Annotated in this window: 21 protein-coding genes; 20 read left to right on the plus strand and 1 reads right to left on the minus strand. The window is 36.2% G+C overall.

Annotation, left to right across the window (positions count from 1 at the left end; all coding sequences use genetic code 11):
• Nucleotides 1-411: 411 nt before the first annotated feature.
• On the minus strand, nt 412-1,809 hold the full coding sequence (locus tag MHB42_RS06385) for a hypothetical protein (protein WP_340805112.1): 1,398 nt from the start codon (nt 1,807-1,809) through the stop codon (nt 412-414).
• 351 nt (nt 1,810-2,160) lie between these two features.
• On the opposite strand from MHB42_RS06385, the gene MHB42_RS06390 reads away from it, so the two are divergent.
• The 20 genes from MHB42_RS06390 (at nt 2,161) to MHB42_RS06480 (ending at nt 21,322) form a co-directional block, all read left to right on the plus strand.
• On the plus strand, nt 2,161-2,502 hold the full coding sequence (locus MHB42_RS06390) for a DMT family transporter (RefSeq protein ID WP_340805113.1): 342 nt from the start codon (nt 2,161-2,163) through the stop codon (nt 2,500-2,502).
• A gap of 1 nt (nt 2,503) precedes the next feature.
• Nucleotides 2,504-2,818, plus strand: a complete 315-nt coding sequence (locus tag MHB42_RS06395; protein WP_340805116.1) for a DMT family transporter — start codon at nt 2,504-2,506, stop codon at nt 2,816-2,818.
• A gap of 27 nt (nt 2,819-2,845) precedes the next feature.
• Nucleotides 2,846-3,427 (plus strand): TetR/AcrR family transcriptional regulator, encoded by a 582-nt coding sequence (locus MHB42_RS06400; protein ID WP_340805117.1) that lies wholly within the window; start codon nt 2,846-2,848, stop codon nt 3,425-3,427.
• 383 nt (nt 3,428-3,810) lie between these two features.
• Nucleotides 3,811-4,482, plus strand: coding sequence for a GntR family transcriptional regulator (locus MHB42_RS06405; protein ID WP_340805119.1), 672 nt, complete (start codon nt 3,811-3,813; stop codon nt 4,480-4,482).
• Between the two features lie 358 nt (nt 4,483-4,840).
• A complete protein-coding gene (locus MHB42_RS06410) occupies nt 4,841-6,046 on the plus strand; it encodes a 4-hydroxyphenylacetate 3-hydroxylase family protein (RefSeq protein WP_340805120.1) in 1,206 nt (401 codons plus the stop codon).
• Nucleotides 5,991-6,308, plus strand: a complete 318-nt coding sequence (locus MHB42_RS20665; RefSeq protein ID WP_445299970.1) for a 4-hydroxyphenylacetate 3-hydroxylase C-terminal domain-containing protein — start codon at nt 5,991-5,993, stop codon at nt 6,306-6,308. The genes MHB42_RS06410 and MHB42_RS20665 overlap by 56 nt, the downstream gene beginning before the upstream one ends.
• 28 nt (nt 6,309-6,336) lie before the next feature.
• The gene (locus tag MHB42_RS06415; protein ID WP_340805121.1) at nt 6,337-7,128 is read left to right on the plus strand and encodes a carbon-nitrogen family hydrolase; all 792 of its coding nucleotides are present in this window, start codon (nt 6,337-6,339) and stop codon (nt 7,126-7,128) included.
• Complete coding sequence (locus MHB42_RS06420; RefSeq protein ID WP_340805122.1) at nt 7,128-7,802, plus strand: DUF2848 family protein; 675 nt, start codon at nt 7,128-7,130, stop codon at nt 7,800-7,802. The genes MHB42_RS06415 and MHB42_RS06420 overlap by 1 nt, the downstream gene beginning before the upstream one ends.
• Before the next feature lies 1 nt (nt 7,803).
• Complete coding sequence (locus MHB42_RS06425; RefSeq protein WP_340805123.1) at nt 7,804-8,520, plus strand: hypothetical protein; 717 nt, start codon at nt 7,804-7,806, stop codon at nt 8,518-8,520.
• 225 nt (nt 8,521-8,745) lie between these two features.
• Nucleotides 8,746-9,585 (plus strand): FAD synthetase family protein, encoded by an 840-nt coding sequence (locus MHB42_RS06430; RefSeq protein WP_340805124.1) that lies wholly within the window; start codon nt 8,746-8,748, stop codon nt 9,583-9,585.
• Nucleotides 9,586-9,638: 53 nt separating this feature from the next.
• Complete coding sequence (locus tag MHB42_RS06435) at nt 9,639-10,967, plus strand: MFS transporter (RefSeq protein WP_340805125.1); 1,329 nt, start codon at nt 9,639-9,641, stop codon at nt 10,965-10,967.
• A 150-nt stretch (nt 10,968-11,117) separates the two neighbouring features.
• On the plus strand, nt 11,118-11,591 hold the full coding sequence (locus MHB42_RS06440) for a flavin reductase family protein (protein WP_340808544.1): 474 nt from the start codon (nt 11,118-11,120) through the stop codon (nt 11,589-11,591).
• A 353-nt stretch (nt 11,592-11,944) separates the two neighbouring features.
• Entirely contained in the window at nt 11,945-12,811 is an 867-nt protein-coding gene (folE2, locus tag MHB42_RS06445; protein ID WP_340805126.1) for a GTP cyclohydrolase FolE2, read from the plus strand.
• Between the two features lie 17 nt (nt 12,812-12,828).
• Nucleotides 12,829-13,365: a dCTP deaminase gene (gene dcd, locus MHB42_RS06450; protein WP_340805127.1), complete on the plus strand. Its 537-nt coding sequence runs from the start codon at nt 12,829-12,831 to the stop codon at nt 13,363-13,365.
• An 80-nt stretch (nt 13,366-13,445) separates the two neighbouring features.
• The gene (locus MHB42_RS06455; RefSeq protein ID WP_340805128.1) at nt 13,446-14,642 is read left to right on the plus strand and encodes a GTP-binding protein; all 1,197 of its coding nucleotides are present in this window, start codon (nt 13,446-13,448) and stop codon (nt 14,640-14,642) included.
• Nucleotides 14,605-15,570, plus strand: a complete 966-nt coding sequence (locus tag MHB42_RS06460; RefSeq protein WP_340805129.1) for a CobW family GTP-binding protein — start codon at nt 14,605-14,607, stop codon at nt 15,568-15,570. Before MHB42_RS06455 ends, MHB42_RS06460 begins: the two co-directional genes overlap by 38 nt.
• Nucleotides 15,571-15,596: 26 nt before the next feature.
• The gene (locus MHB42_RS06465; protein ID WP_340805130.1) at nt 15,597-16,778 is read left to right on the plus strand and encodes a GTP-binding protein; all 1,182 of its coding nucleotides are present in this window, start codon (nt 15,597-15,599) and stop codon (nt 16,776-16,778) included.
• A gap of 33 nt (nt 16,779-16,811) precedes the next feature.
• The gene (locus MHB42_RS06470) at nt 16,812-17,399 is read left to right on the plus strand and encodes a hypothetical protein (RefSeq protein ID WP_340805131.1); all 588 of its coding nucleotides are present in this window, start codon (nt 16,812-16,814) and stop codon (nt 17,397-17,399) included.
• 119 nt (nt 17,400-17,518) lie between these two features.
• A complete protein-coding gene (locus MHB42_RS06475; RefSeq protein ID WP_340805132.1) occupies nt 17,519-18,421 on the plus strand; it encodes an NAD(P)/FAD-dependent oxidoreductase in 903 nt (300 codons plus the stop codon).
• 414 nt (nt 18,422-18,835) lie between these two features.
• Nucleotides 18,836-21,322, plus strand: a complete 2,487-nt coding sequence (locus tag MHB42_RS06480; RefSeq protein WP_340805133.1) for an S-layer homology domain-containing protein — start codon at nt 18,836-18,838, stop codon at nt 21,320-21,322.
• Nucleotides 21,323-21,335 lie beyond the last annotated feature (13 nt).

The raw sequence follows: 21,335 nt of genomic DNA on the forward strand, positions 1-21,335 counted from the left end.
TCATTATTATAAGCTTTAAGCAAAGTTTTAAGCAATATAGAAGCTGCTAAATTGAAGCAATTAATTAGCAAGAGCATGTTAAAGCTTGTGTGAAATATTGGGATTGTATTAAAGCTGCTACCTTAGATAAAAAGAAAATCAAGCGACTCAACTCTCATGTAATGATTCGCGATTTAGCATGACACAAAGCTTAACCTTCATACCGTTCACAAAAGCTATTATTACCGTAAAGCCCTTTGCAAAAGCATTTGTGATGGATAAAAAATTTAATGAGGCAAAGAGTGCTACCCAACAGCTTCAGTAGGATTTAAGCAAATACTATACAGTACAACCATCATAAGAAAATCCCTTTAATGTTAAAAGCGATGGACTCGAACACTGTCCATCGCTTAATGCTGCTCTTTGATAGCACTATATTAAAAACATCGCTACTATTGTCGTTACAGCAAGCCCAATCACTACAGGAATTAAGTTACGTCTTGCTAGCTCAAATGGGCTGACATTACAAATAGCGGCTGCTGGAATTAATGCCCAAGGAATTAATGTTCCTCCACCAACAAAAATCGCTGTGATTTGCCCTAAAGCTGTTAACGTAGCCGTACCGCCACCAATAGCATTACCAAATAAGCTACCGACAGAGCCTGCAAGGGAAATACCAGAAAAGCCTGAGCCATCTAATCCAGTAATCGCGCCTACAACCGTTAATGTGACAACGGCTATTTCCTTTGTTAAAGGCACGACTGCGGCAAGCCCAACACCTAGGTCATTGACAATACCGTGCGAGGTAGCGGGTAAATGATCTCCGATAATTTGGATAAAGCCGACATCACCGAGGTAGAAGAAGGCGGCGATTGGGATTACAGGCCCAAACACTTTAAAGCCAAATTGAAAGCCCTGTATCAAATAGCTTGTCGTTTTTTCAAGCCCCTCTTTTTTATGTGCAGCAACACTTAGCAAAAGTAAAATAAAAACAGCAGTTCCACCAACTAATGCAGTAGCATCACCGCCCTGTAGCTGGAAGAGCGACATGGCAATCACATCTGCTATAAAAGCAATCGGAATAAGCACAGCAAAAAACCGCTTTTGCCCCATAGATAGTAAATGTGCAGTTGCTGCTTGTTCACGCTCCTTATCAGCCTCATCAGCAGTGTTTAGTGTTAGTGTTCCACGCTTCATATCGCGTCGCAATAAAATATAAGCAACAACAGTTGTCACAACGCCCATCGTTATAACAAGTGGAATACTAGCCGCTACAACATCCCCAACAGGAATACCCGCAGCATCAGCTGTTAGCTTTGGCGCTCCCTGTATGACAAAATCACTCGATAACGCAATACCATGCCCAAATAAATTCATCGCCATGGCAACGCCCAGTGCTGGCAAACCCGCACGAATCGCCACAGGCAAGAGTACAGCCCCTAGCAGCGCAACAGCGGGAGAGGGCCAGAAAAACCAAGAAATAACCATCATTAGTAGACCAATTGTCCAATAGGCGAGTGCAGGTGTTTTAATAATTTTTGTAAACGGTGCAACCATGATCTCATTAATGCCTGATGCCATCATCACTCGACTCATCGCAACAATAATGGAAATAATAAGAATCGTTGATAGCAGCTCTGTAATAGCATAAATAAAGCTATTAAACACACCACTAATGGAGGCAGTTAAATCGCCAGTTGCCACAATTGCTAGCATAAAGATGCCAAGTATACAAATAAGTGTAGTATCACGGCGTTTCACCATAAATCCAATAATAAGCACGATAAATATGACATAAATCCAATGGAGAGCGGTCAATTCAATCCCCATACAGTTCCCCCTCAATATTCGACCTGATGCTATAGAATATGAGAAGAAAAAAAGTTGGTGATGCATTTGAAAAATTTTGCTTTAAATAGAAAGGTAGGATGAATTGATAATTGAAATAATGAGGGTAATATCATGGCACTTAACCATAAATTCAACCAATTAGCTAGAAGCAAAAATTAACAAATAGAAAAAATGAATTATTTCTGAAAAATATTTAATAAAAAGGTTGCATTTTTATTTTTTTTTACTTAAAATCTAACTAACGTTAGTTAAATTATTGTTTGTTTAGCATATACTATATTTATTAGTGTTAAACGTTATTGGTAAAAACATATATAAAGGAGCAGTTTTATGGCATGGTTATTTCTTATTTTTGGAGGAATTCTAGAAGTAGGTTGGGTTTTAGGGTTGAAGTATTCAAATGGTTTCACAAATATAAAAGTCGTAATTCCAACGGTTGTATTACTGGTATTAAGTTTCTATGCTTTCTCTAAAGCGTTAAAGTTTCTTCCTATATCAACTGCCTATGCTGTTTTTACAGGTCTGGGTTCTTTTGGGACGGCCCTTGTCGGCATGGTATTTTTAGGGGATTCCGTTAGTCTTATAAAGATTGTATTCGTGTTAATGTTAATTAGCTGTATTATTGGGCTTAAATTTATATCCAATCAGTCTGAAACAGAGGATGGTGTATAGGATGAGCTGGTTATTTTTAGTGCTAGCAGGAATAATGGAAGTCGGTGGTGTAATATTTTTAAAATTATCTGAAGGCTTTACGAAAATAAAGCCAACTATTATGTTAATCATATTTATGGGGTTAAGCTTCATCGCTCTATCTATCTCGTTAAAGGAAATACCTGTAAGCATTGGTTATGGTATATGGACAGGAATCGGGGCAGCCGGAAGTGTGTTAATTGGCATGATGGTTTTCAAGGAGCCTAAGGATGCAAAAAAGCTAGTTCTTGTTGGTGGAATTATCATAAGTATTGTTGGGCTGAAATTGGTATCCTAATAGGAGGATATTATAATGAGGTGAGAAATGATGAGTAAGGGAGAAGCAACAAAGCAAGAAATATTGAAGCATGCTCTAATCCTATTCTCTACAAAAGGATATGAAGAAACATCTCTTAAAGAGATAGCAAACAGGGTAAATATTAAAGCACCATCTATTTATGCCTATTTCTCCAGTAAAGAAGAATTGTTTGAAAGTGTCACTAATAATGTTATGAGAGATTATCATCTTTTTATGCGTAACCAATTAAGTTCGTTAAACATGCCTTCTGTAGAGGAAAAATTATACACGCTTATGGAAAAATTAAATAAATATTTTTATGATCATGAGCTGGGCTTTTTTATTAAAAGATATGGAGTCGTGCCTCCTGAGAAATTTAAGGATTTTATGCTTCAAAAATATAATGAATCGGAATCAGAAATTAGAAAATTACTCTATAATATTTTAGAGAGTGAATCGGACAAATACGTTGAAACGGAAACTATTGTGACAGCTTTTCTTTGTATGTTAGATGGTACGCTCTTTTATATGGTGAATTTCTCTACAGAAGAATATGAAAGAAGATTAAAGATAAGCTGGGAAGTTTTTTTGCGGGGGATTGTTAAGTAACAAATAATTATTAGTATGAAAGAACCTTGCAAATGAATAGGAGGATTCTATTACCTTTAATAGATACACCTCCTATTTTAAGTGCTATTTATAAAATTATTGACTCTGTCAGTCTTAGTAGGTGTATGGATTAAACTGTACAATTTTTTGAAAAAAAGGAAGCATTTAGCGCTCTATATTAATATTTTAATAAAGCGGCAGACTTGAACACTGTAAGGATTCATTAACTTCTATTTAAAAATTTCAGAAAAAATAAAAAAATGTTGACTTCTATAAGGCGTTTTTCGTATTATGTATACATAAAACATGAAGAGTTTAACCATTCATATAAATTCAAATTTTTAATGTAGTATGGTAAAGACTTAGTAAAAGGGTGGATTGATATGAAAGAGGTTCAGTTAAAGCCAATAGCGAAGGAAAAAACAACCCAAGATAAAGTTTATAAGCAAATTAAGAAAGCTATATTATTTGGTGGAATTACAAGTGACGAAATTTTTACAGAAGTTCAATTAGCAGAAACACTGAATACTTCAAGAACACCAGTAAGAGCAGCTATTCAAGATTTGGTAAAAGAAGGTTTGCTTGTTGCGATTCCAAGAAAGGGAATGACCGTAAAAAAAATTACTAAAGAGGAACAGGATGAAATCTTTTTAGTAAGAAGTGCTATTGAAGTGGAAGCAGTGAAAAAACTTATTGAAAGAATTACATCGACTGAGCAGCTGAAATCATTGAAAATAATTTTAAAACAACAAGAGGAAGCATTGGAAAATGATGATGCGATTAGATTTATTGAGCTAGATCATGAGTTCCATCTCTCTCTTACCAAATTGGCTAAATTCACGATTATTGAACAAATTTTAACGAATCTTCATAATCTTACTCAGCTTATTGGATTGAGAGCAGTTAGGAAGCCAGGGAGAATGAGAAGTGTTTTAATTGAACACCAGCAGATTGTACAAGCTATAGAAGAAAAAAATCCTGAATTAGCTTCAAAAATGATTTTAAACCATTTAGAAAATACAAAAGAAACATTAGTAGTTATTGATAATTCCTGATAGCTAGAATGTTTTGAAGGGAGGTGTTAAGGAAGTTTACCACTATCTTTAGTAAAGGGTGTACTTCAATCTATTATAAGGCGGGTCTTATGCAAGAGGCTTTCATCTTGATACTATTTAACGGATGCTTCAATTTCGATTTAGCTATAGGTTAAGAAAAACATATTGTGGCATTTGTAAATTAATTTGCTTGAATGAAAGCGCTTGCTTATGAGTATTTGTTGCAATACAAGTTTTTGGGGAAATCAATGTATACACAACACAGTACACAGAGTTCTGAAAAGGGAGTTAATGATTCGTTGAAAGACTGTTTCTTTTAAAAACATCTATTTATTCGATACATGGGGAGGAAGTAAGTATGGTTAGAACAAGTCAAGAGTATTTAGAGGCATTGAAAGATGATAGAGTGATCTACATAAACGGAGAAAGAGTTAAAGATGTAGCAACACACCCTGCTTTTAAAGGAATTACAAATACGATTGCTGGTTTATACGATTTAGCATTAGATGAATCGCAAAATATGACTTATACAACAGAGGATGGCACGCTCGCAAACAAAATTTATATGATTCCAAAGAGTCGTGAAGAGCTAAAGGAACGAAGATTAGCAATTTCTAAATGGTCTCAAGCAACTTGCGGATTTGTTGGCAGAAGCCCTGATCATGTTGCTAGCTTTTTAGCCTCATTTGCTAGTTCACCTGAGGTATTTGAACGTGGGGGAGAAGGTTTTGGAGAAAATGTTGTGAATTTCTACAAGCATGTGCGTGATAAAGATTTATATGTAACATATGTTATCATTCCACCGCAAATTGACCGAAGTAAAGCAGCCCATGAATTGGAAGATAAATTTCTACCAGTGGGTGTTTATGAAGAAAAAGAGGACGGTATTGTTGTAAGAGGCTCTCAAATGCTTGGCACAGCATCAGCAGTATCTGATTATTTATTTGTAAGTTGTCTTACTCCACTACGTCCTGGGGATGAAGACTATGCATTGTCCTTTGTATTACCGATTCATGCAAAAGGGTTAAAATTTTATGCAAGACCTAGTTATGCTGACAAATCACCAAGCACATTTGATTATCCATTATCTTCTCGTTTTGATGAAAGCGATTCATTAGTTGTTTTTGATGATGTATTTATTCCATGGTCAGATATTTTTGTTTACAAAAATATTGATATTGTGAGAGCACAGTTCCATGAAACGCCAGCACACGTATTAGGTAATAATCAAGCCCAAATAAGATTTAGTAATAAATTGAAATTCTTAATTGGTGCAGCACGCAAAGTGACAGCAATGAACGGAATAGATAAGATTCCTTCTGTTCAAGAAAAGCTAGGTGAACTTGCATCTATTGCAGCTTCTGTAGAAGGTAACCTGTTAGCATCCGAATATAATTGTATCATTGATAAAAATGGTGTAGCACGACCAGACCCGCGTTTCCTTTATGGTGTAGTTGGTCAGCAGGATATTATTTATGCTTCAGTTATTAGAATTTTAAGAGAGCTATGTGGGGGAGGCGTTTTACAATTACCTTCTTCCTACAAAGAAACTGATCAATCCTGAAACGAAGGATGATATCTATCAATATATACGTTCTACAGGCGTAGGTGCTGAGGAGAAAATTAAATTATTTAAGTTAGTATGGGATATCATTGGATCAGAATTTAGTGGGAGACATCAACAGTACGAAATGTTCTATAATGGTGCACCATTCGTTACGAAAGGCTATTCATTTAGAAATTATGGATATGAAGAACCAGTGAAAATGGTTGAAGCTTTTTTAGAAAGTTATTCTCTTCCTACACAAGTGGAGGAGCTCGTTTAGGAAATATAGATAAAAGGATGTTGAAAAAATGAAGATTGCATCAATACAATTAGAGATTAAAGATAATGAATCTAAAAACGCTCGTATAGATCGTGTGGAAGCAATGATTGATAAATTAAAGGGTCAAGATTTAATTGTTCTACCTGAAACATGGGCAACTGGGTACTTTGCATTTGATCGATATGTTGATGAATCGGAAGAAATTAATGGAGATTTTGTACAGCGATTCTCTTCAAAGGCAAAAGAAATTCGTTCTTATCTATTTGCAGGCAGCTTTATAGAAAGAAATAATGGAAAATTCTATAACACTAGTGTTTTATTTTCTCCAGAGGGTGCACTTATTGGAACCTATAGAAAAATTCATCTATTCCGTTATGGTTCACAGGAGGGGCAAATTTTAACGAGAGGCAATGAAACAACTGTAGTAGATACAGACTTTGGGAAGGTAGGATTATCAACTTGCTATGATTTACGTTTCCCTGAATTGTACCGTGCAGAAGTAGATTTAGGAGCAGAGCTACTTCTTGTTACATCTGCTTGGCCACATGCCAGATTAGAGCATTGGAAAATATTTAATACAGCGCGAGCATTAGAAAACCAATGTTTCTTAATTTCAAGTAACTGTGTTGGTCAGACGCATGGTGTTCATTTAGGTGGTCATAGTCAAGTGGTTGATCCTTGGGGAATTGTAATGGCAAGTGGAGGCGATGAAGAAACGATTGTAAAAACAGAAATTGATCCATCTCAAATCGCTTCTATTCGTGATGCTTTCCCAAATTTAAAGCATCGAGTTTTAGATAAACAGGAGGAATTAATTTAATGGATATTCATGTTTCTGGAGAACGTATAAGTGTAACTCCAAAACGTCTACTGATTGCTGGTTACACAGGGAAGGATCAGGCATCTGTAAAAAAACATATTGATGAATTAAGAGAGATTGGCGTCCCAGCTCCTCCACAAGTTCCAATGATTTATGATATTTCAACAAATCTTCTTACGACAGATCAATCTATTTCAGTTGTTCAAGAAAGTAGTAGTGGAGAAGCAGAAGTAATTATTATGAGTGTTAAGGGAAAATGGTATGTAGGGCTTGGAAGTGACCATACGGATCGTGAGCTTGAAAAAGTGTCTATTCAAAAATCCAAACAAGTTTGCAGCAAGCCTATCTCTACACAGTTTTGGTCTTTAGATGATATTGAAAATCATTGGGATGACATTGAAATGAGAAGCTGGATGATTGTTGATGGTGATAAGAAAGAGTATCAAGCAGGAACACTTGGAGAATTCCTCCAGCCTAAAGATTTACTTAAAATTATAAAAGAGCGTGGATACTACAGTGAGGATATGGTTGTATTTTGTGGAACGCTTCCTATTATAACTGGTGAATTTATTTACGGTGATGGTTTTTCAGCAGAATTATATGACCGTTTAACGGACAGCAAAATCCAATTAGATTATAAGGTTCATATTCTGACAGATGCGGAGGTTGTATAATATGAGGAAATCAGAAATAGAAGTTACGATTAAGCCTGAACACGAGTTTATTGATTATAAAACGTTTGAAGCAACTCCGTCAAAAACAGTGGAAGGCTCAGCACAACGTATTATTGCTCAAATCCCAGGTACGGAAGTAGCCACTCGTATTCTTGAACTGGGGGCAGGAACAGATACATCTCCAGATGGTGTACAAATCCATGACTTCTGGGAAGAACTATACATTATAGAAGGATCATTAATTGATCTACGTCTAAACGAGGAATTTACGGCGGGAATGGTTGCATGTCGCCCTCCGGGTATGGAGCATGGTCCATGGAAATCACCAAATGGCTGTAAAATTTTCGAAGTTCGTTATTATGCAGACCAAGAAAAAGAAGAACATGAATTTGTGGATTATAAAACGTTTGAAGCAACTCCGTCAAAAACAGTGGAAGGCTCAGCACAACGTATTATTGCTCAAATTCCAGGTACGGAAGTAGCCACTCGTATTCTTGAACTGGGGGCAGGAACAGATACATCTCCAGATGGTGTACAAATTCATGACTTCTGGGAAGAACTATACATTATAGAAGGCTCACTTATTGACCTACGTCTAAACGAGGAATTTACGGCGGGAATGGTTGCGTGTCGCCCTCCGGGTATGGAGCATGGTCCATGGAAATCACCAAATGGCTGTAAAATTTTTGAGGTTCGATATTACACTAATAACGAATAAGTGGTTAAATTATATAGAAGCTAATTAGATGGGGTGAAGAATCTCATCTAAAATGCCTCTGCTATTAATACGTATGTGAAATTCGACAAAATTTCACAATTTTTCTCACTATTTAATGTATACACAGTACAGTATACATAATTGGTGTAAAATTTGTTCCTTTAATAATCAAATAGCTTGTAGAGAAGGTGAAGCATAGTGGAAATTTTACATTTAACACATCCAATGAATGAGCCATTAGACATTCAAGAACCACATGTGATGGCTTTAGGTTTTTTCGATGGTGTTCATTTAGGTCACCAGTTTTTATTACAGCAAGCAAAGAAAATTGCCAACAAAAAAAATTTAAAATTAACTGTTATGACCTTTGATCCTCATCCTAGTGAGATTATCAAATGTGAAGCAGATAGAAAATATTTAACCCCGTTGGCTTCTAAACTTGAAGAAATGTCTAAACATGGTGTAGATAAAGTTTTTGTAATGAATTTTACATTGCCATTCGCTTCACTTCCTGCAAGCGAATTTATTAATCAATATATAATAAATCTTCGTGCAACCCATATTGTTGTGGGCTTTGATTTCACCTTTGGTTATAAAGCCCAAGGCAATGTAGACTATTTACGACAGGTCAGTATGTACAATCCCTTTGAAGTTACAGTAATTTCAAAAAGGGTCACGAATGATAATAAAATAAGTTCAACCTTAATTAGAGAGCTAATAAGTGAAGGCGATGTCCATTTAGTCCCGTACTACTTAGGGAAACATTATGAAATGAATGGGTTGATAAATTTCCCGATGAATTTGTATACACAACAGAAGTTAAATAATATTAAGTTTCAAATTCAGGGGAAGTACATTTTGCCGAAAAGAGGTCTCTATAAAGTGGAAATTACAAATGGGGATAGAACTATTCAAGGTTTCTTTAAGCATAATAGCTCTCACGACAATCACTTTGAGCTGAGCAGTAATAAGCTGGAAAGGTTGAAGCAAGGAAATCAAACAGAAATTACTGTTAAATTTTTTAACAAAGTAGCCTATATGGATACTATACCTATTTGGAATTAAAGTTTATTTACAAATCTGTATTTAAAAATCAAATAGTTGGGGGAATGTGATGAATGAGAAAAGAACAATCAACTGCAAGTTCCCGAAAAGTATTATTCGCTAGTTTAGTGGGCAGTACGATTGAATTTTATGATTTCTTTCTTTATGGTACCGTGGCAGCGCTTGTTTTCAATAAACTGTTTTTCCCAAGCCATGATCCATATGTAAGTCTGTTACTTGCTTACGCTTCCTTTGGTGTTACGTTTTTTATTCGCCCTCTTGGTGGTCTTATTTTTAGCCATATGGGCGATAAATTTGGAAGAAAAAATACCCTTGTTATCTCACTTTTATTAATGGGGATTTCAACAGTATGTATAGGCTTGTTGCCAACGTATAGTACAATCGGAATTTTAGCGCCCATTCTACTTGTATTCTTACGACTCCTACAAGGGGTTGCTGTTGGTGGAGAATGGGGAGGAGCTGTTCTTCTAGCAGTTGAAAATGCACCGAAAGAAAAACGAGGGTTTTATGGAAGTTTCCCAGCGATGGGGATCCCTCTGGGTATGCTACTTGGAACAACAGCTATTTCAATAATGACTTTACTTCCAGAAGGGCAATTTCTTTCATGGGGATGGAGAATTCCTTTTTTACTAAGTGCAGTTTTGGTGATTACTGGTTTATGGATACGCCGTGGCATTGAAGAAACCTCAGCATTTAGTGAAGAAAAACAAAAAGGAAATGTTGTAAAAATCCCTCTTTTTGAAACACTACGTTATCATTGGAAAGCTGTGTTAATTTCATTAGGAGCAAAATGTGTTGAAGTAGGTCCATTCTATCTATTCACAACATTTTTTATCTCCTACGCTACAGATAGCATAGGTTTCACAAGAACTACAGCATTAAACATTATTACTGTTGCAACTATTGTAACGACATTATGTATTCCAATAATGGGGAAATTATCGGATGTATTGGGCCGTAAACGTGTATTCATGATGGGAGCAGCCGGCATTGCTCTCTTCTCGTTCCCTTATTATTATTTATTGTCAACAGCCTCAACATTTTGGGCTTATGCCGTTTCCATTATTGGTTTAGGCATTCTATGGTCTTCCATTGCAAGTATAATTGGCACAATGTTTACAGAAATGTTCAGTACAAATGTTGGCTACACGGGAATAACACTTGGCTATCAAGCAGGATCGGCATTGTTTGGAGGAACTGCTCCTATGATCGCTACTGTCTTACTAAGTGCTTATAATAACTCTTGGGTTCCACTCGCTATTTTTATTGCGATCCTTTCTGTGGCCTCATTTATCTCTGTAACATTTTTACGCAAAGCGCCAGTGATGGAAGAGGGCCTAGTAGATCAATCATTACCTCAGAAAGAGCTAGTTATTAAATAGCTAGGTTGAAAAGGTAGTTGATATAATTTCTGAATATTCAGTTATTTATATCCAAGGTTCCTAAATCAATAGGAAGACACGATAAAATTATTTATAGCTCATTTTAAATCTATAATAAAACACTTTTAATTTTAAGGAGGAAGTCAAATGATGGATGATAGAACTTTTAGAAATGCAATGGGTAAATTTGCTACAGGGGTAACAGTGATTACAACAGTTATAGACGGAGAAGCGCATGGTATGACAGCCAATGCATTTATGTCGGTATCGCTTGACCCAAAATTGGTGTTAATATCAATTGGTGAAAAAGCTAGAATGCTAGATAAAATTAATACGTCAGGCAAATTCGCTGTTAATATATTGTCAGAGGAACAAAAAGAACTATCAATGCATTTTGCGGGACAAATTAAAGAAGAACGTGAAGTTGAATTTGACTGGGTAAATGAACTACCAGTATTAAAGAATGCATTAGCAAATATTGTATGTAATGTTCATAGCAAGCAAATTGCAGGAGATCATACACTCTTTATTGGAGAAGTAACTGATATCGTTATGAGTGAAGGGTCACCACTTGCTTTCTATGAAGGGAAATATAGCACAGTTAGTCAGCTTGTAAACTTGTAAAAGCGGTACATTGTTGAACTGCACCTCACTTGTTAGGTAGTGTCTAACAAGTGAGGTGCAGTTAAATGTAGAGAGTCATGAAAAGTTGAAGTAAGAAAAATGCAAAGGATTGACTTGAAATGGATGTTCAAGCAATCCTTTTTACTATTTGCTGCTATTTTTTATTTATGTTATACGAACCTAAAATCATCAAGAAGTTGAGGGACATATAAAACCAACATGGGGAAAGCAGTATTCAAGAGGAATAGCATTATTTTTGAAAATAGTAATGATTACTATTTTCTTTTATGTTACCATATAAAAGTATTAAACATTAACCTTAAATTTGATAAGTGTTGAAAAGGAGTTTGTGAATGTTGAAAGCAGATACGATTAATTACAAGCTGAAAACTCTATTTCATAGTGAGGAAGCTTTTATCGATCAGCAAGAAGGCTTAAAGGATGTGCAGCAACAAAAGGGGGATTTTGAGTTTGACATTCAAGAAGTAGGAATATCGAATGTCAAATTACCAATCATTTTAAAGGAGCAAGATAGATTACAGACTCCTTTAGCAACAATCAAACTGACAACATCTTTAAAAAGCAATGAACGTGGTACACATATGAGTCGGCTTATTCAAAATCTTGAACTATATTTAGTAAAGCCATTGACACTGCCATTATTAAAAGAATTAGTCCAACAAATAGCCTATTCGTTAAAGCAAGGGCGCGTTGATTTAGCAATTGATTTTCCGTGGGTCTTTGAAACAACTAGTCCTGTTACACAATTAACAAGCACGCAGCATGCTAATCTACAGTTAAACATTCGCTATGATAGTCACCAGACAATGGAGCTATGGGTTGCGATGAAAATAGGGGTCACAACGCTATGTCCATGCTCCAAAGAGATAAGTATCTACGGTGCACATAATCAGCGCGGCTTTATTACAATGCAAGCGAAGGCAGATGAAACAACAATTAGCGACAGCTGGAAACATGACTTAAAAAATATTGCTTTATCGAATGCGAGTGCCCCTATTTATAATGTATTAAAACGTGAGGATGAAAAATTTGTGACGGAGGAAGCATATCAAAATCCAAGATTTGTGGAAGATTTAGCTCGATTGGTGGCAGCGGATTTGGAAGAAGTACACTGGATTAAAAATTATAAAGTAACTTGTGAAAATGAAGAATCCATTCATTTACATAATGCAATTGCTGTCATTGAACGCAATAAATAATGGAAGGAGGGGCATAGATGGTACTTTCAGATCAAACAATACAAAGCTTACTTCATCATGAATCTATGAAAATTCAACCATTAGGAACAAAGCAAATACAACCTGCTTCTGTCGATTTAAGGCTAGGCAACCACTTTTTAAAGGCTATGCCAAATGAAGATAATAGTCTTAATATTACTCAAGCAATGACGTATGAGGAAATAATAGCAGAGAAAATAACTATTCCTCCTAAATCCTTCCTGTTAGCGACAACGAAAGAATATATAGAGTTGCCCAATTTTTTAACAGCCTTTGTGGAGGGAAGAAGTTCTATAGGAAGAATGGGCTTGTTTATCCAAAATGCAGGCTGGGTTGATCCTGGCTTTGCGGGGCAAATCACGTTGGAATTATTTAATGCCAATGATACAGCAGTCGTTATAGAAGAGGGAATTCGGATTTGCCAGCTTGTCTTTGTTAAAACGGATATACCTGTTGTAAATGAGTACAACGGAAAATACAAATATCAAACGAATGCAGTAGGCAGCAAAATTTATTTAGATCAAGATAGAGAATAAAAAAACTTGCAATATGATTTATTTTGTGATTTACTTTGTAAGTATTAAATCGTAATAATTACTATTTAAGGAGGTTGCATATGAAAAAAATACCAGTAACAGTGCTTAGCGGCTATTTAGGTGCGGGAAAAACAACTGTTCTCAATAATATTTTACAAAATGAGAAAAATCTTCGAGTGGCTGTCATTGTCAATGATATGAGTGAAATTAATATTGATGCAGAGCTAGTGGAAATGGGCAGCGGCATCTCTCGTACAGAGGAGAAGTTTGTGGAGCTGTCAAATGGCTGTATTTGCTGTACATTGCGTGAGGATTTATTAATTGAAGTGCAGAAATTAGCTGAAAAGGGCAATATCGATTATATCGTCATTGAATCAACAGGGATTAGTGAGCCAATTCCAGTTGCACAAACATTCTCGTATATTGATGAAGAATTAGGCATTGATTTAACGGCTACATGCAAGCTAGATACGATGGTGACAGTTGTAGATGCTAATCGTTTTTGGCATGATTTCCAATCTGGCGAAAGTCTATTGGATAGAAAGGAAGCTGTTGGGGAGTTAGATGAGCGGGATGTTGCTGATTTATTAATTGATCAAATAGAATTTTGCGATATTTTGCTCCTAAATAAATGTGATTTAGTAGATGAGGAAGAATTAGGGAAGCTTGAGAATGTGATTCGAACGTTACAGCCAGAAGCTAAAATTATTCGTACTATTAATGGTAACATCGACCCTTCAGACATATTGAATACCAATCGCTTTGATTTTGAAAAGGTGTCAAATTCCGCAGGCTGGTTAAAGGAGTTACAGCTAGGGCATGAGAATCATACACCTGAAACAGAAGAATATGGTATTAGCTCGTTCACATATATGAGAAGATTACCATTTCATCCAGAGCGCTTTAAAGAATGGGCAGAGCATATGCCAAAATCAATCGTGAGAGCGAAAGGGATTGTTTGGAGTGCAGCACATCATGATATTGCTATTCTTTTATCGCAGGCAGGACCTTCTGTCAATATTAACCCAGTATCCTATTGGGTAGCTGCTTTACCGAAGCATCAGAAAGAGCAAATATTACAGCAAAATCCAGCAATTCAAGAGGATTGGGATATCGAGTACGGAGATCGCATGACGAAAATCGTTATTATTGGAATGGATTTACCGAAGGATGCTATTGTCAGCAGCTTAGATAAGTGCTTATTAACAAAAGATGAAATGATGGGGGCATGGGACGAGCTTGCAGACCCATTCGGATGGAAGATTAGTGGACGATAGTATGCTTGATAAGGTAGAAATTGTGATCTTAAGTGGCTTTTTGGGCAGCGGCAAAACGACATTACTACAAAATTTATTAGTGCAAGAGCGGCAAAGAAATCGTAAAGTTGCCGTTCTGATGAATGAAATAGGGCAGGTATCCATTGATCGTAACCTATTAAACGACCATACACCGATTGAAGAAATTATTAATGGCTGTATTTGCTGCACGAGCAAAACACAGCTTGAAAATGCTTTATTAACCCTTTATGTGCAAGAAAAACCTGACGTAATCTATATTGAAGGCTCTGGTATAGCACATCCAATGGAAATTTATGATGCATGTCTATTACCAGTAATTGCTCAAAATATTATCGTTAAAAGCATTATTACCGTAGTAGATGGGAATATATGGTCTAGAAAAAATAAATTAAGCTTGCGTATCCAAAAATTGCTGGAAGAGCAAATTCGATATGCTGATCAAATTGTTATTAATAAAGTAGATTTATTAACAAGTGGGCAGTACAACCAAATTGTAGGAGATACAAAGCAATTAAATTCACATGCTATACAACATATGACAACATTTTCAAGATTAAATGTAGAGGACATCATTCATAGAGATCATCCAATTAGTTCAGTGGGTCATGACAAGCTGCATGTGACAGAGCATTTACATGTTTCAAGCCTCACGTATACATTTGATAAACCGATTAATCGGAATCTTTTTATGGAATGGTTAGAACAATTGCCTGTAAGTGTTTATCGAATAAAAGGCTTCCTAAAGTTTGTGGATGATGTAAATAGTATCGCCTTATTTCAATATGCATTTGGTGTACCCTTTTTCTACAGAGAAGAAGTGAATTTACCATTAAACCTTGTCATGATTGGTGAAAATTTAGCGAAAGATTTACTAAAGGAACAATTAAATCAGTTAGAGCAATATTAACATTTGAAAGGAAGTAATCATGCAGTATGACGAAAATACCTGTTACTGTGCTAAGTGGCTACTTAGGCGCAGGAAAAACGACGATACTCAATCAATTATTAGCAAACAGAGATGGTAGAAAAATAGCCGTTATCGTCAATGATATGAGTGAAATCAATATCGATTCACAGTTAATTAAGGAACAAGGCTTTTCTAGAACAACAGAGAAGCTAGTGGAGCTATCGAATGGCTGCATTTGCTGTACATTACGTGAGGATTTAATGATTGAAGTGGAGAAGCTAGTGGCAGCGGGCGATATTGATTCCATTGTTATTGAATCAACAGGGATTAGTGAGCCAATACCTGTCGCTCAAACATTTTCATATATTGATGAGGAAACAGGCATTGATTTAACATCGCACTGTCGATTAGATGCTATGATTACTGTAGTAGATGCCAATCGTTTTTGGTATGACTATGAGAGTGGCGAAACGTTGCTGGAGCGAAAGCAAACAGATGATATTTACGATCAACGCGATGTATCCGATTTATTAATTGATCAAATTGAATTTGCAGATATTATTTGTGTGACGAAGGCAGATTTAGTGACACCTGAATATCTTGAGGTTTTGCAAGCATTTCTTTTAAAGCTAAACCCCGATGCTGAACAGCATATCGTTAAAAATGGCATTATTAAGCCCGAGCTATTATTAGATCGTCATTTATTTGATTTTGATAAAGCAAGCCAGGGCGCTGGTTGGATTAAAGAGCTAAATGAGGAACATGTTCCTGAAACTGAAGAATACGGCATTTCATCATTTGTGTACCGCAGAAGAAGACCTTTTCATCCGCAGCGCTGGTATGAGTGGCTAGATCAGTTACCAGTTGAAATTGTTAGAGCAAAAGGCTTCTTTTGGCTAGCCACAAGAGATATACCTGGCATATTATCACAAGCAGGGGCTTCTATCCAATTTCAAGGAGCTGGTGAATGGATTGCTGATTTACCTCAAGAGCTTCAGGAGGCAGAATTGAAGGAGGACCCAGCATTAAGAGCACGTTGGGATGAAACATACGGTGATAAGCAAACCGAATTAGTTTTTATTGGCATAGAGCTTGATCGTGAAGAAATCGAAAGTGAACTGGATAAATGTTTATTAACAGATGCTGAAATGATGGAGGATTGGCAACAATTTAGTGATCCCTTACCGAAATTTATTGTCAGCACTTGATGAAATGGGCTTTGCATTAGCAGAGCCCTCAGTATGCCTGGCGTATATCATTTATCATTAGATCAGCTGTTGCTTGAATTACAGAAGCTTCATGTTTTAGGATTAAATAAAATTATGCTATTTGGCATGCCAGCTGTTAAAGATGAATTAGGCAGTGGGACATTTCAGAAAGATGACATCATTCAACGTGCTACGCGATTAATGAAAGAAAATTATCCTAATTTTTTAGTGATTGCTGATACATGTATTTGTCAATATACAACAGATGGCCATTGTGGTTTATTGCAGGATGGCGTTATTGTAAATGCTGCCAGCTTAGAAATTCATAATCAAGTGGCTTTATCACAAGCTATTGCTGGAGTTGATATAGTAGCACCAGCAAGTATGATGGATGGATTTGTAGCCTCGATTAGAGCTACATTAGACAATCATGGTTTTGAACATACGCCAATTATGTCCTATGGGATAAAATATAGCTCTGCTTTTTATGGGTCATTTAGAGATGAGCAGCAAGTAGTAGCAGAAACCTTTCTAGGTATGTTTAGAGCAGGTGCGGATGCTATCATTACATATTCCACTAAAGATTGTGCTAAATGGCTACATAATAGCAGAGCCATGTAAAAATAACATTGTATAAAAATTTATATTTAGACATATTCTTATTTGTAGTAATATTTTTTACTTGAATTATAGACAATAAAGGTCTGTAATATATATTTTGAAAATGGAGGAACAGTGTGATGAATAAATATGATTGTATTGTTATTGGGGGCGGACCTGCTGGATTAAGTGCAGCCTTAACTTTAGGAAGAGCGTGTAGAAAGGTTGCTCTATTTGATAATGAAACAAATCGCAATCGTGTGACACAGACATCACATGGCTTTTTAACGAGAGATGGTATTACACCGTTACAATTTAAAAGCATTGCGATGAAGGAATTGGAGGCTTATCCTACTATTTCAGTTTTGCATCAGACCGTTATTGCTATAAAGAAAGAGGAAACTAATTTATTTTTAGTGCAAACAGCCAATAATGAGTCTTATTTATCCGAAAAAATACTATTAGCTACTGGTATACAGGAGGAGTTTTTTCTAGCACAGATTCGACAATATTATGGTAAAAGCTTATTTAGCTGCCCTTATTGTGATGGCTGGGAGCAAAAGGAAAAAGCGTTAGCTATACTAGCAGAAGATGAAGAACATATTCTGCATATGACTAAGCTGGTTTATAATTGGTCACGGGATTTAATGGTGTTTACAAATGGCAATCCATTATCCGATGAAGTTCATCATGAATTGGAGCGTAGAAAGATTAAAATTTATACAGCTACTATTAAAAACTTACATGGCGAGCATGGTAACTTGCAGAGCATTGAATTAGCAACAGGTGACAATATTGCAAGAAGTGGTGGTTTTGTCGTGCCGAGCTTTATGCGTCCAAATAAATTTGCTGAACAATTGCATTGTCAATTTGATGAAAACCAGTGCATTATTACAGACGGCACTGGGCAAACGACAGTGAGCGGCGTATATATTGCAGGTGAAACTAAAAAGGCAGTTCCATCCTCGTTAATGATTGCTGCTGCTGAAGGGTTTCAGGCTGCTGTAAGCATCAATATGGATTTAATAGTAGCTAGATTTTAATGGAGTAAGATTGTTTTCTTGTGCGCTCTAAACTTGAATTGACCTGCCATTATATAAGCTATAGAAGAATATGTTAAAAGGGTTCTTTTGCTGGTATTTCCCTCTATCAAAAGAACCTTTTTTAATGGGCTGGTCAGGTTGTTTTTATGAAAGATTTCCCTCCAAAGCCAGTAGTCTATTAATATTACCGTATTTTTAGCGTTTATTTATTGGAAGCATAGTAATATTATTGTCTAGTAAAGCAAATTTAAGTTTGATTGGTAGATTTCATCATGAAAAACTTAGAAGATGGTTTTACATATTATAGTAACTATCTATTATTTGCGAGAACTATACATATTAAAAAAATAACTAGAGTGGTAATATAGTTTTCAAGGAATAGTATGATTTTTTAAAATTTGGAGGAACCCACATATGACAAAACAACTCAAAGGCCGTAAATTTTTCGTAACAGCAGCTACAGCAGCACTTGTTGCATCTGCTATTGTACCAGTAGCATCAGCAGCTGAATTAAAGGATGCCGATAGTATTTCATCTTGGGCAAAGGAAGCTGTGCAATTTTTAACGGATAAAGGATTTATCCAAGGTGATGAAAAAGGAAACTTCAATCCAGCGGGTACACTTACGCGTGCAGAGGCTGCGGAAGTATTATCAAAAGCGTTAGATTTAAAGGCAACAGGCACAGAGGATTTTTCAGATGTAGATGAAAAAGACTGGTTCTATAATGCGGTGCTTGCAACATCACCAGAATTATTTGATGGGATGGGCAATGGTAAATTTGAGCCAAAAGCACAATTAACAAGAGAACAAGCAGCGAAAGTCATTGTAGAGGGCTATCAATTAACAGGTGAAGCTGATCTTGGTCAATTTGCAGATGCTGCTAAAGCTTCTAAATGGGCTGTATCGTACTTAGAAATAGCTGTTGCTAACGGAGTTATTAACGGTAAAGGTGCACTATTAGCACCACAAGATAAAATTAGCCGAGAAGAATTTGCAACAATGATTAAACGTACAATTGATGCAGTGGAAGATGTAGAGGAAGAAGAGGTAGTGCCAGCCGTAGAAGCTGTAAAAGGATTAAATGCAAGAGAATTTGAGGTTAAATTTAACACAGCTGTTGATGCGAAAGATGCTGTTATTTTAACGAAGTATGCTATTGAAGGCGTAAGCATCACAAACGCCATTATAGCTGAAGATGGCATGACTGTTACATTAACAACGGATAAAGCACTGAAATTAACGCATGGGAAAGTAACTGTAAAACCAATTAAAACAAAGGCAGATGCTACTGTTTTAACAGAAGAATTGAATACATTAACAACGTTTGAGGATAAAACATCTGCTGCTATTCTAGCTGTTGAACCAAAAGATACTACAGCGGTTATTACATTTAATGAGCATGTACAAAATGCAGGAACGGTAAATGTAAATGGTGTTCAACTGCCTGCTGACCGCTACACGCTATCTGATAAAACATTAACAATTACAGGCTTAACACCTGAACAATCTTATAAAGTCGATATTGTGGGCGCAACTGACTTTGCTAATAATATTGCTCATCCTCTTACTGTGAGCTTTACAACGCTGAAACCAGCAGCTGATCATACAAAGCCAACAGTAGCTACAACAGTGAATGGCACAGATATTATCCTTGATTTCTCAGAGGAATTAGTAAAGCAAAATCTTGATGCTAATACAACTACAGAAGAATATGCAAAGGTAACTGTTGGAACAACTGTCTTTTATTTGACGAATGCTCAGCTTAAAGATGCTACAGATAAAACGGTATTCACACTTAATGCGGCATCTGCTTTAGGTACATCGCAATTTATTAATACAAAAATTAAAGTAGAGGGTCATAGAGATTTAGCTGGTAATGTGGGCGACGCATTTGAAACAAATGCTATTTTATCAAAAGACACAACACCTGCTACGCTTGTAGCTGCTTCAGCAAAAATGCTCGTTGCAGATAATAGTAATGTAGCAACAGATGTAGATGCACTATACCTGACGTTTAATGAGCCTGTAACAGTGAATGGCAATTTAACACTTAAATCAAAAAATGGTATTGTTTATACGGCTGGTAGTGTAACAGCAGTAAAAGCCGATGCTGGCGTTGATGTAGATGGTAATGGCAAAATTGAGGGTGCTGAGAAAAATACAGTAAAAGTAGCTATTGATTTAGATAGCAATTCTAGCTATTTATTTGAGCTGGCTGCGAATGCGGTAACAGATGTAGCTGGCAATGTTACAGCAAATACAATAGCATTTAATGTTGCTACTGGAGCGTTTGAAACTGTGCCTGAAACAATTACAGATTCATTAGTATTTGGGGCAACACCTGTAGTAATAACAGATAATCAAGTATTTACGCTTGAATATGCTGCAGATGTGACAGCAGCAGCACTAACAGCAGCAAACTATACACTTGGAGGTCAAGTGCTTCCTGCAGGTACACAGCTACAATTTATAGACGGAACGAAAAAAGTACGCTTTACTTTACCTGAAGGCTCTATTATTGTAAATGGTAACTATGTGCTTGAAGCGCAAAATATTGTCGATACAAAGGGCAATACACTGAAAGGTGGCAAAGCAACAACTCATATAGCATTGAAAGAAAATATTGCACCTGTAGCATCTACGATAACAGCAGTAGATAGTAAAACGTTTAACGTAAACTTTACGGAAGCTATTGCTGAGCAAGATACTGTAACAGGTGTAACAGTGAAGATTGCTGGTTCAACTGTAGAGCCTGCTGCTGTGACTGTAACTGATGGTAAACTTACAGTTACAACGCAACAGGACTTTGCTTTAACAGATAGTATTGTTGTTGAATTTCAAGCAACTAACCTAGCTGATGTGAATAACAACAAAGTGAAAGATAGTTCTGTTACAAAATAATCTAACAATCAGA

This window comes from Lysinibacillus sp. FSL K6-0232, assembly GCF_038008325.1.
Lineage (GTDB): Bacteria > Bacillota > Bacilli > Bacillales_A > Planococcaceae > Lysinibacillus.

Bases quoted from the DNA above. Each gene is read 5' to 3' on its own strand.
- MHB42_RS06385 (WP_340805112.1), bottom strand. From the start codon at position 1,809: ATGGGGATTGAATTGACCGCTCTCCATTGGATTTATGTCATATTTATC.
- MHB42_RS06390 (WP_340805113.1), top strand. From the start codon at position 2,161: ATGGCATGGTTATTTCTTATTTTTGGAGGAATTCTAGAAGTAGGTTGG.
- MHB42_RS06395 (WP_340805116.1), top strand. From the start codon at position 2,504: ATGAGCTGGTTATTTTTAGTGCTAGCAGGAATAATGGAAGTCGGTGGT.
- MHB42_RS06400 (WP_340805117.1), top strand. From the start codon at position 2,846: ATGATGAGTAAGGGAGAAGCAACAAAGCAAGAAATATTGAAGCATGCT.
- MHB42_RS06405 (WP_340805119.1), top strand. From the start codon at position 3,811: ATGAAAGAGGTTCAGTTAAAGCCAATAGCGAAGGAAAAAACAACCCAA.
- MHB42_RS06410 (WP_340805120.1), top strand. From the start codon at position 4,841: ATGGTTAGAACAAGTCAAGAGTATTTAGAGGCATTGAAAGATGATAGA.
- MHB42_RS06415 (WP_340805121.1), top strand. From the start codon at position 6,337: ATGAAGATTGCATCAATACAATTAGAGATTAAAGATAATGAATCTAAA.
- MHB42_RS06420 (WP_340805122.1), top strand. From the start codon at position 7,128: ATGGATATTCATGTTTCTGGAGAACGTATAAGTGTAACTCCAAAACGT.
- MHB42_RS06425 (WP_340805123.1), top strand. From the start codon at position 7,804: ATGAGGAAATCAGAAATAGAAGTTACGATTAAGCCTGAACACGAGTTT.
- MHB42_RS06430 (WP_340805124.1), top strand. From the start codon at position 8,746: ATGAATGAGCCATTAGACATTCAAGAACCACATGTGATGGCTTTAGGT.
- MHB42_RS06435 (WP_340805125.1), top strand. From the start codon at position 9,639: ATGAGAAAAGAACAATCAACTGCAAGTTCCCGAAAAGTATTATTCGCT.
- MHB42_RS06440 (WP_340808544.1), top strand. From the start codon at position 11,118: ATGGATGATAGAACTTTTAGAAATGCAATGGGTAAATTTGCTACAGGG.
- folE2 (WP_340805126.1), top strand. From the start codon at position 11,945: ATGTTGAAAGCAGATACGATTAATTACAAGCTGAAAACTCTATTTCAT.
- dcd (WP_340805127.1), top strand. From the start codon at position 12,829: ATGGTACTTTCAGATCAAACAATACAAAGCTTACTTCATCATGAATCT.
- MHB42_RS06455 (WP_340805128.1), top strand. From the start codon at position 13,446: ATGAAAAAAATACCAGTAACAGTGCTTAGCGGCTATTTAGGTGCGGGA.
- MHB42_RS06465 (WP_340805130.1), top strand. From the start codon at position 15,597: ATGACGAAAATACCTGTTACTGTGCTAAGTGGCTACTTAGGCGCAGGA.
- MHB42_RS06470 (WP_340805131.1), top strand. From the start codon at position 16,812: ATGCCTGGCGTATATCATTTATCATTAGATCAGCTGTTGCTTGAATTA.
- MHB42_RS06475 (WP_340805132.1), top strand. From the start codon at position 17,519: ATGAATAAATATGATTGTATTGTTATTGGGGGCGGACCTGCTGGATTA.
- MHB42_RS06480 (WP_340805133.1), top strand. From the start codon at position 18,836: ATGACAAAACAACTCAAAGGCCGTAAATTTTTCGTAACAGCAGCTACA.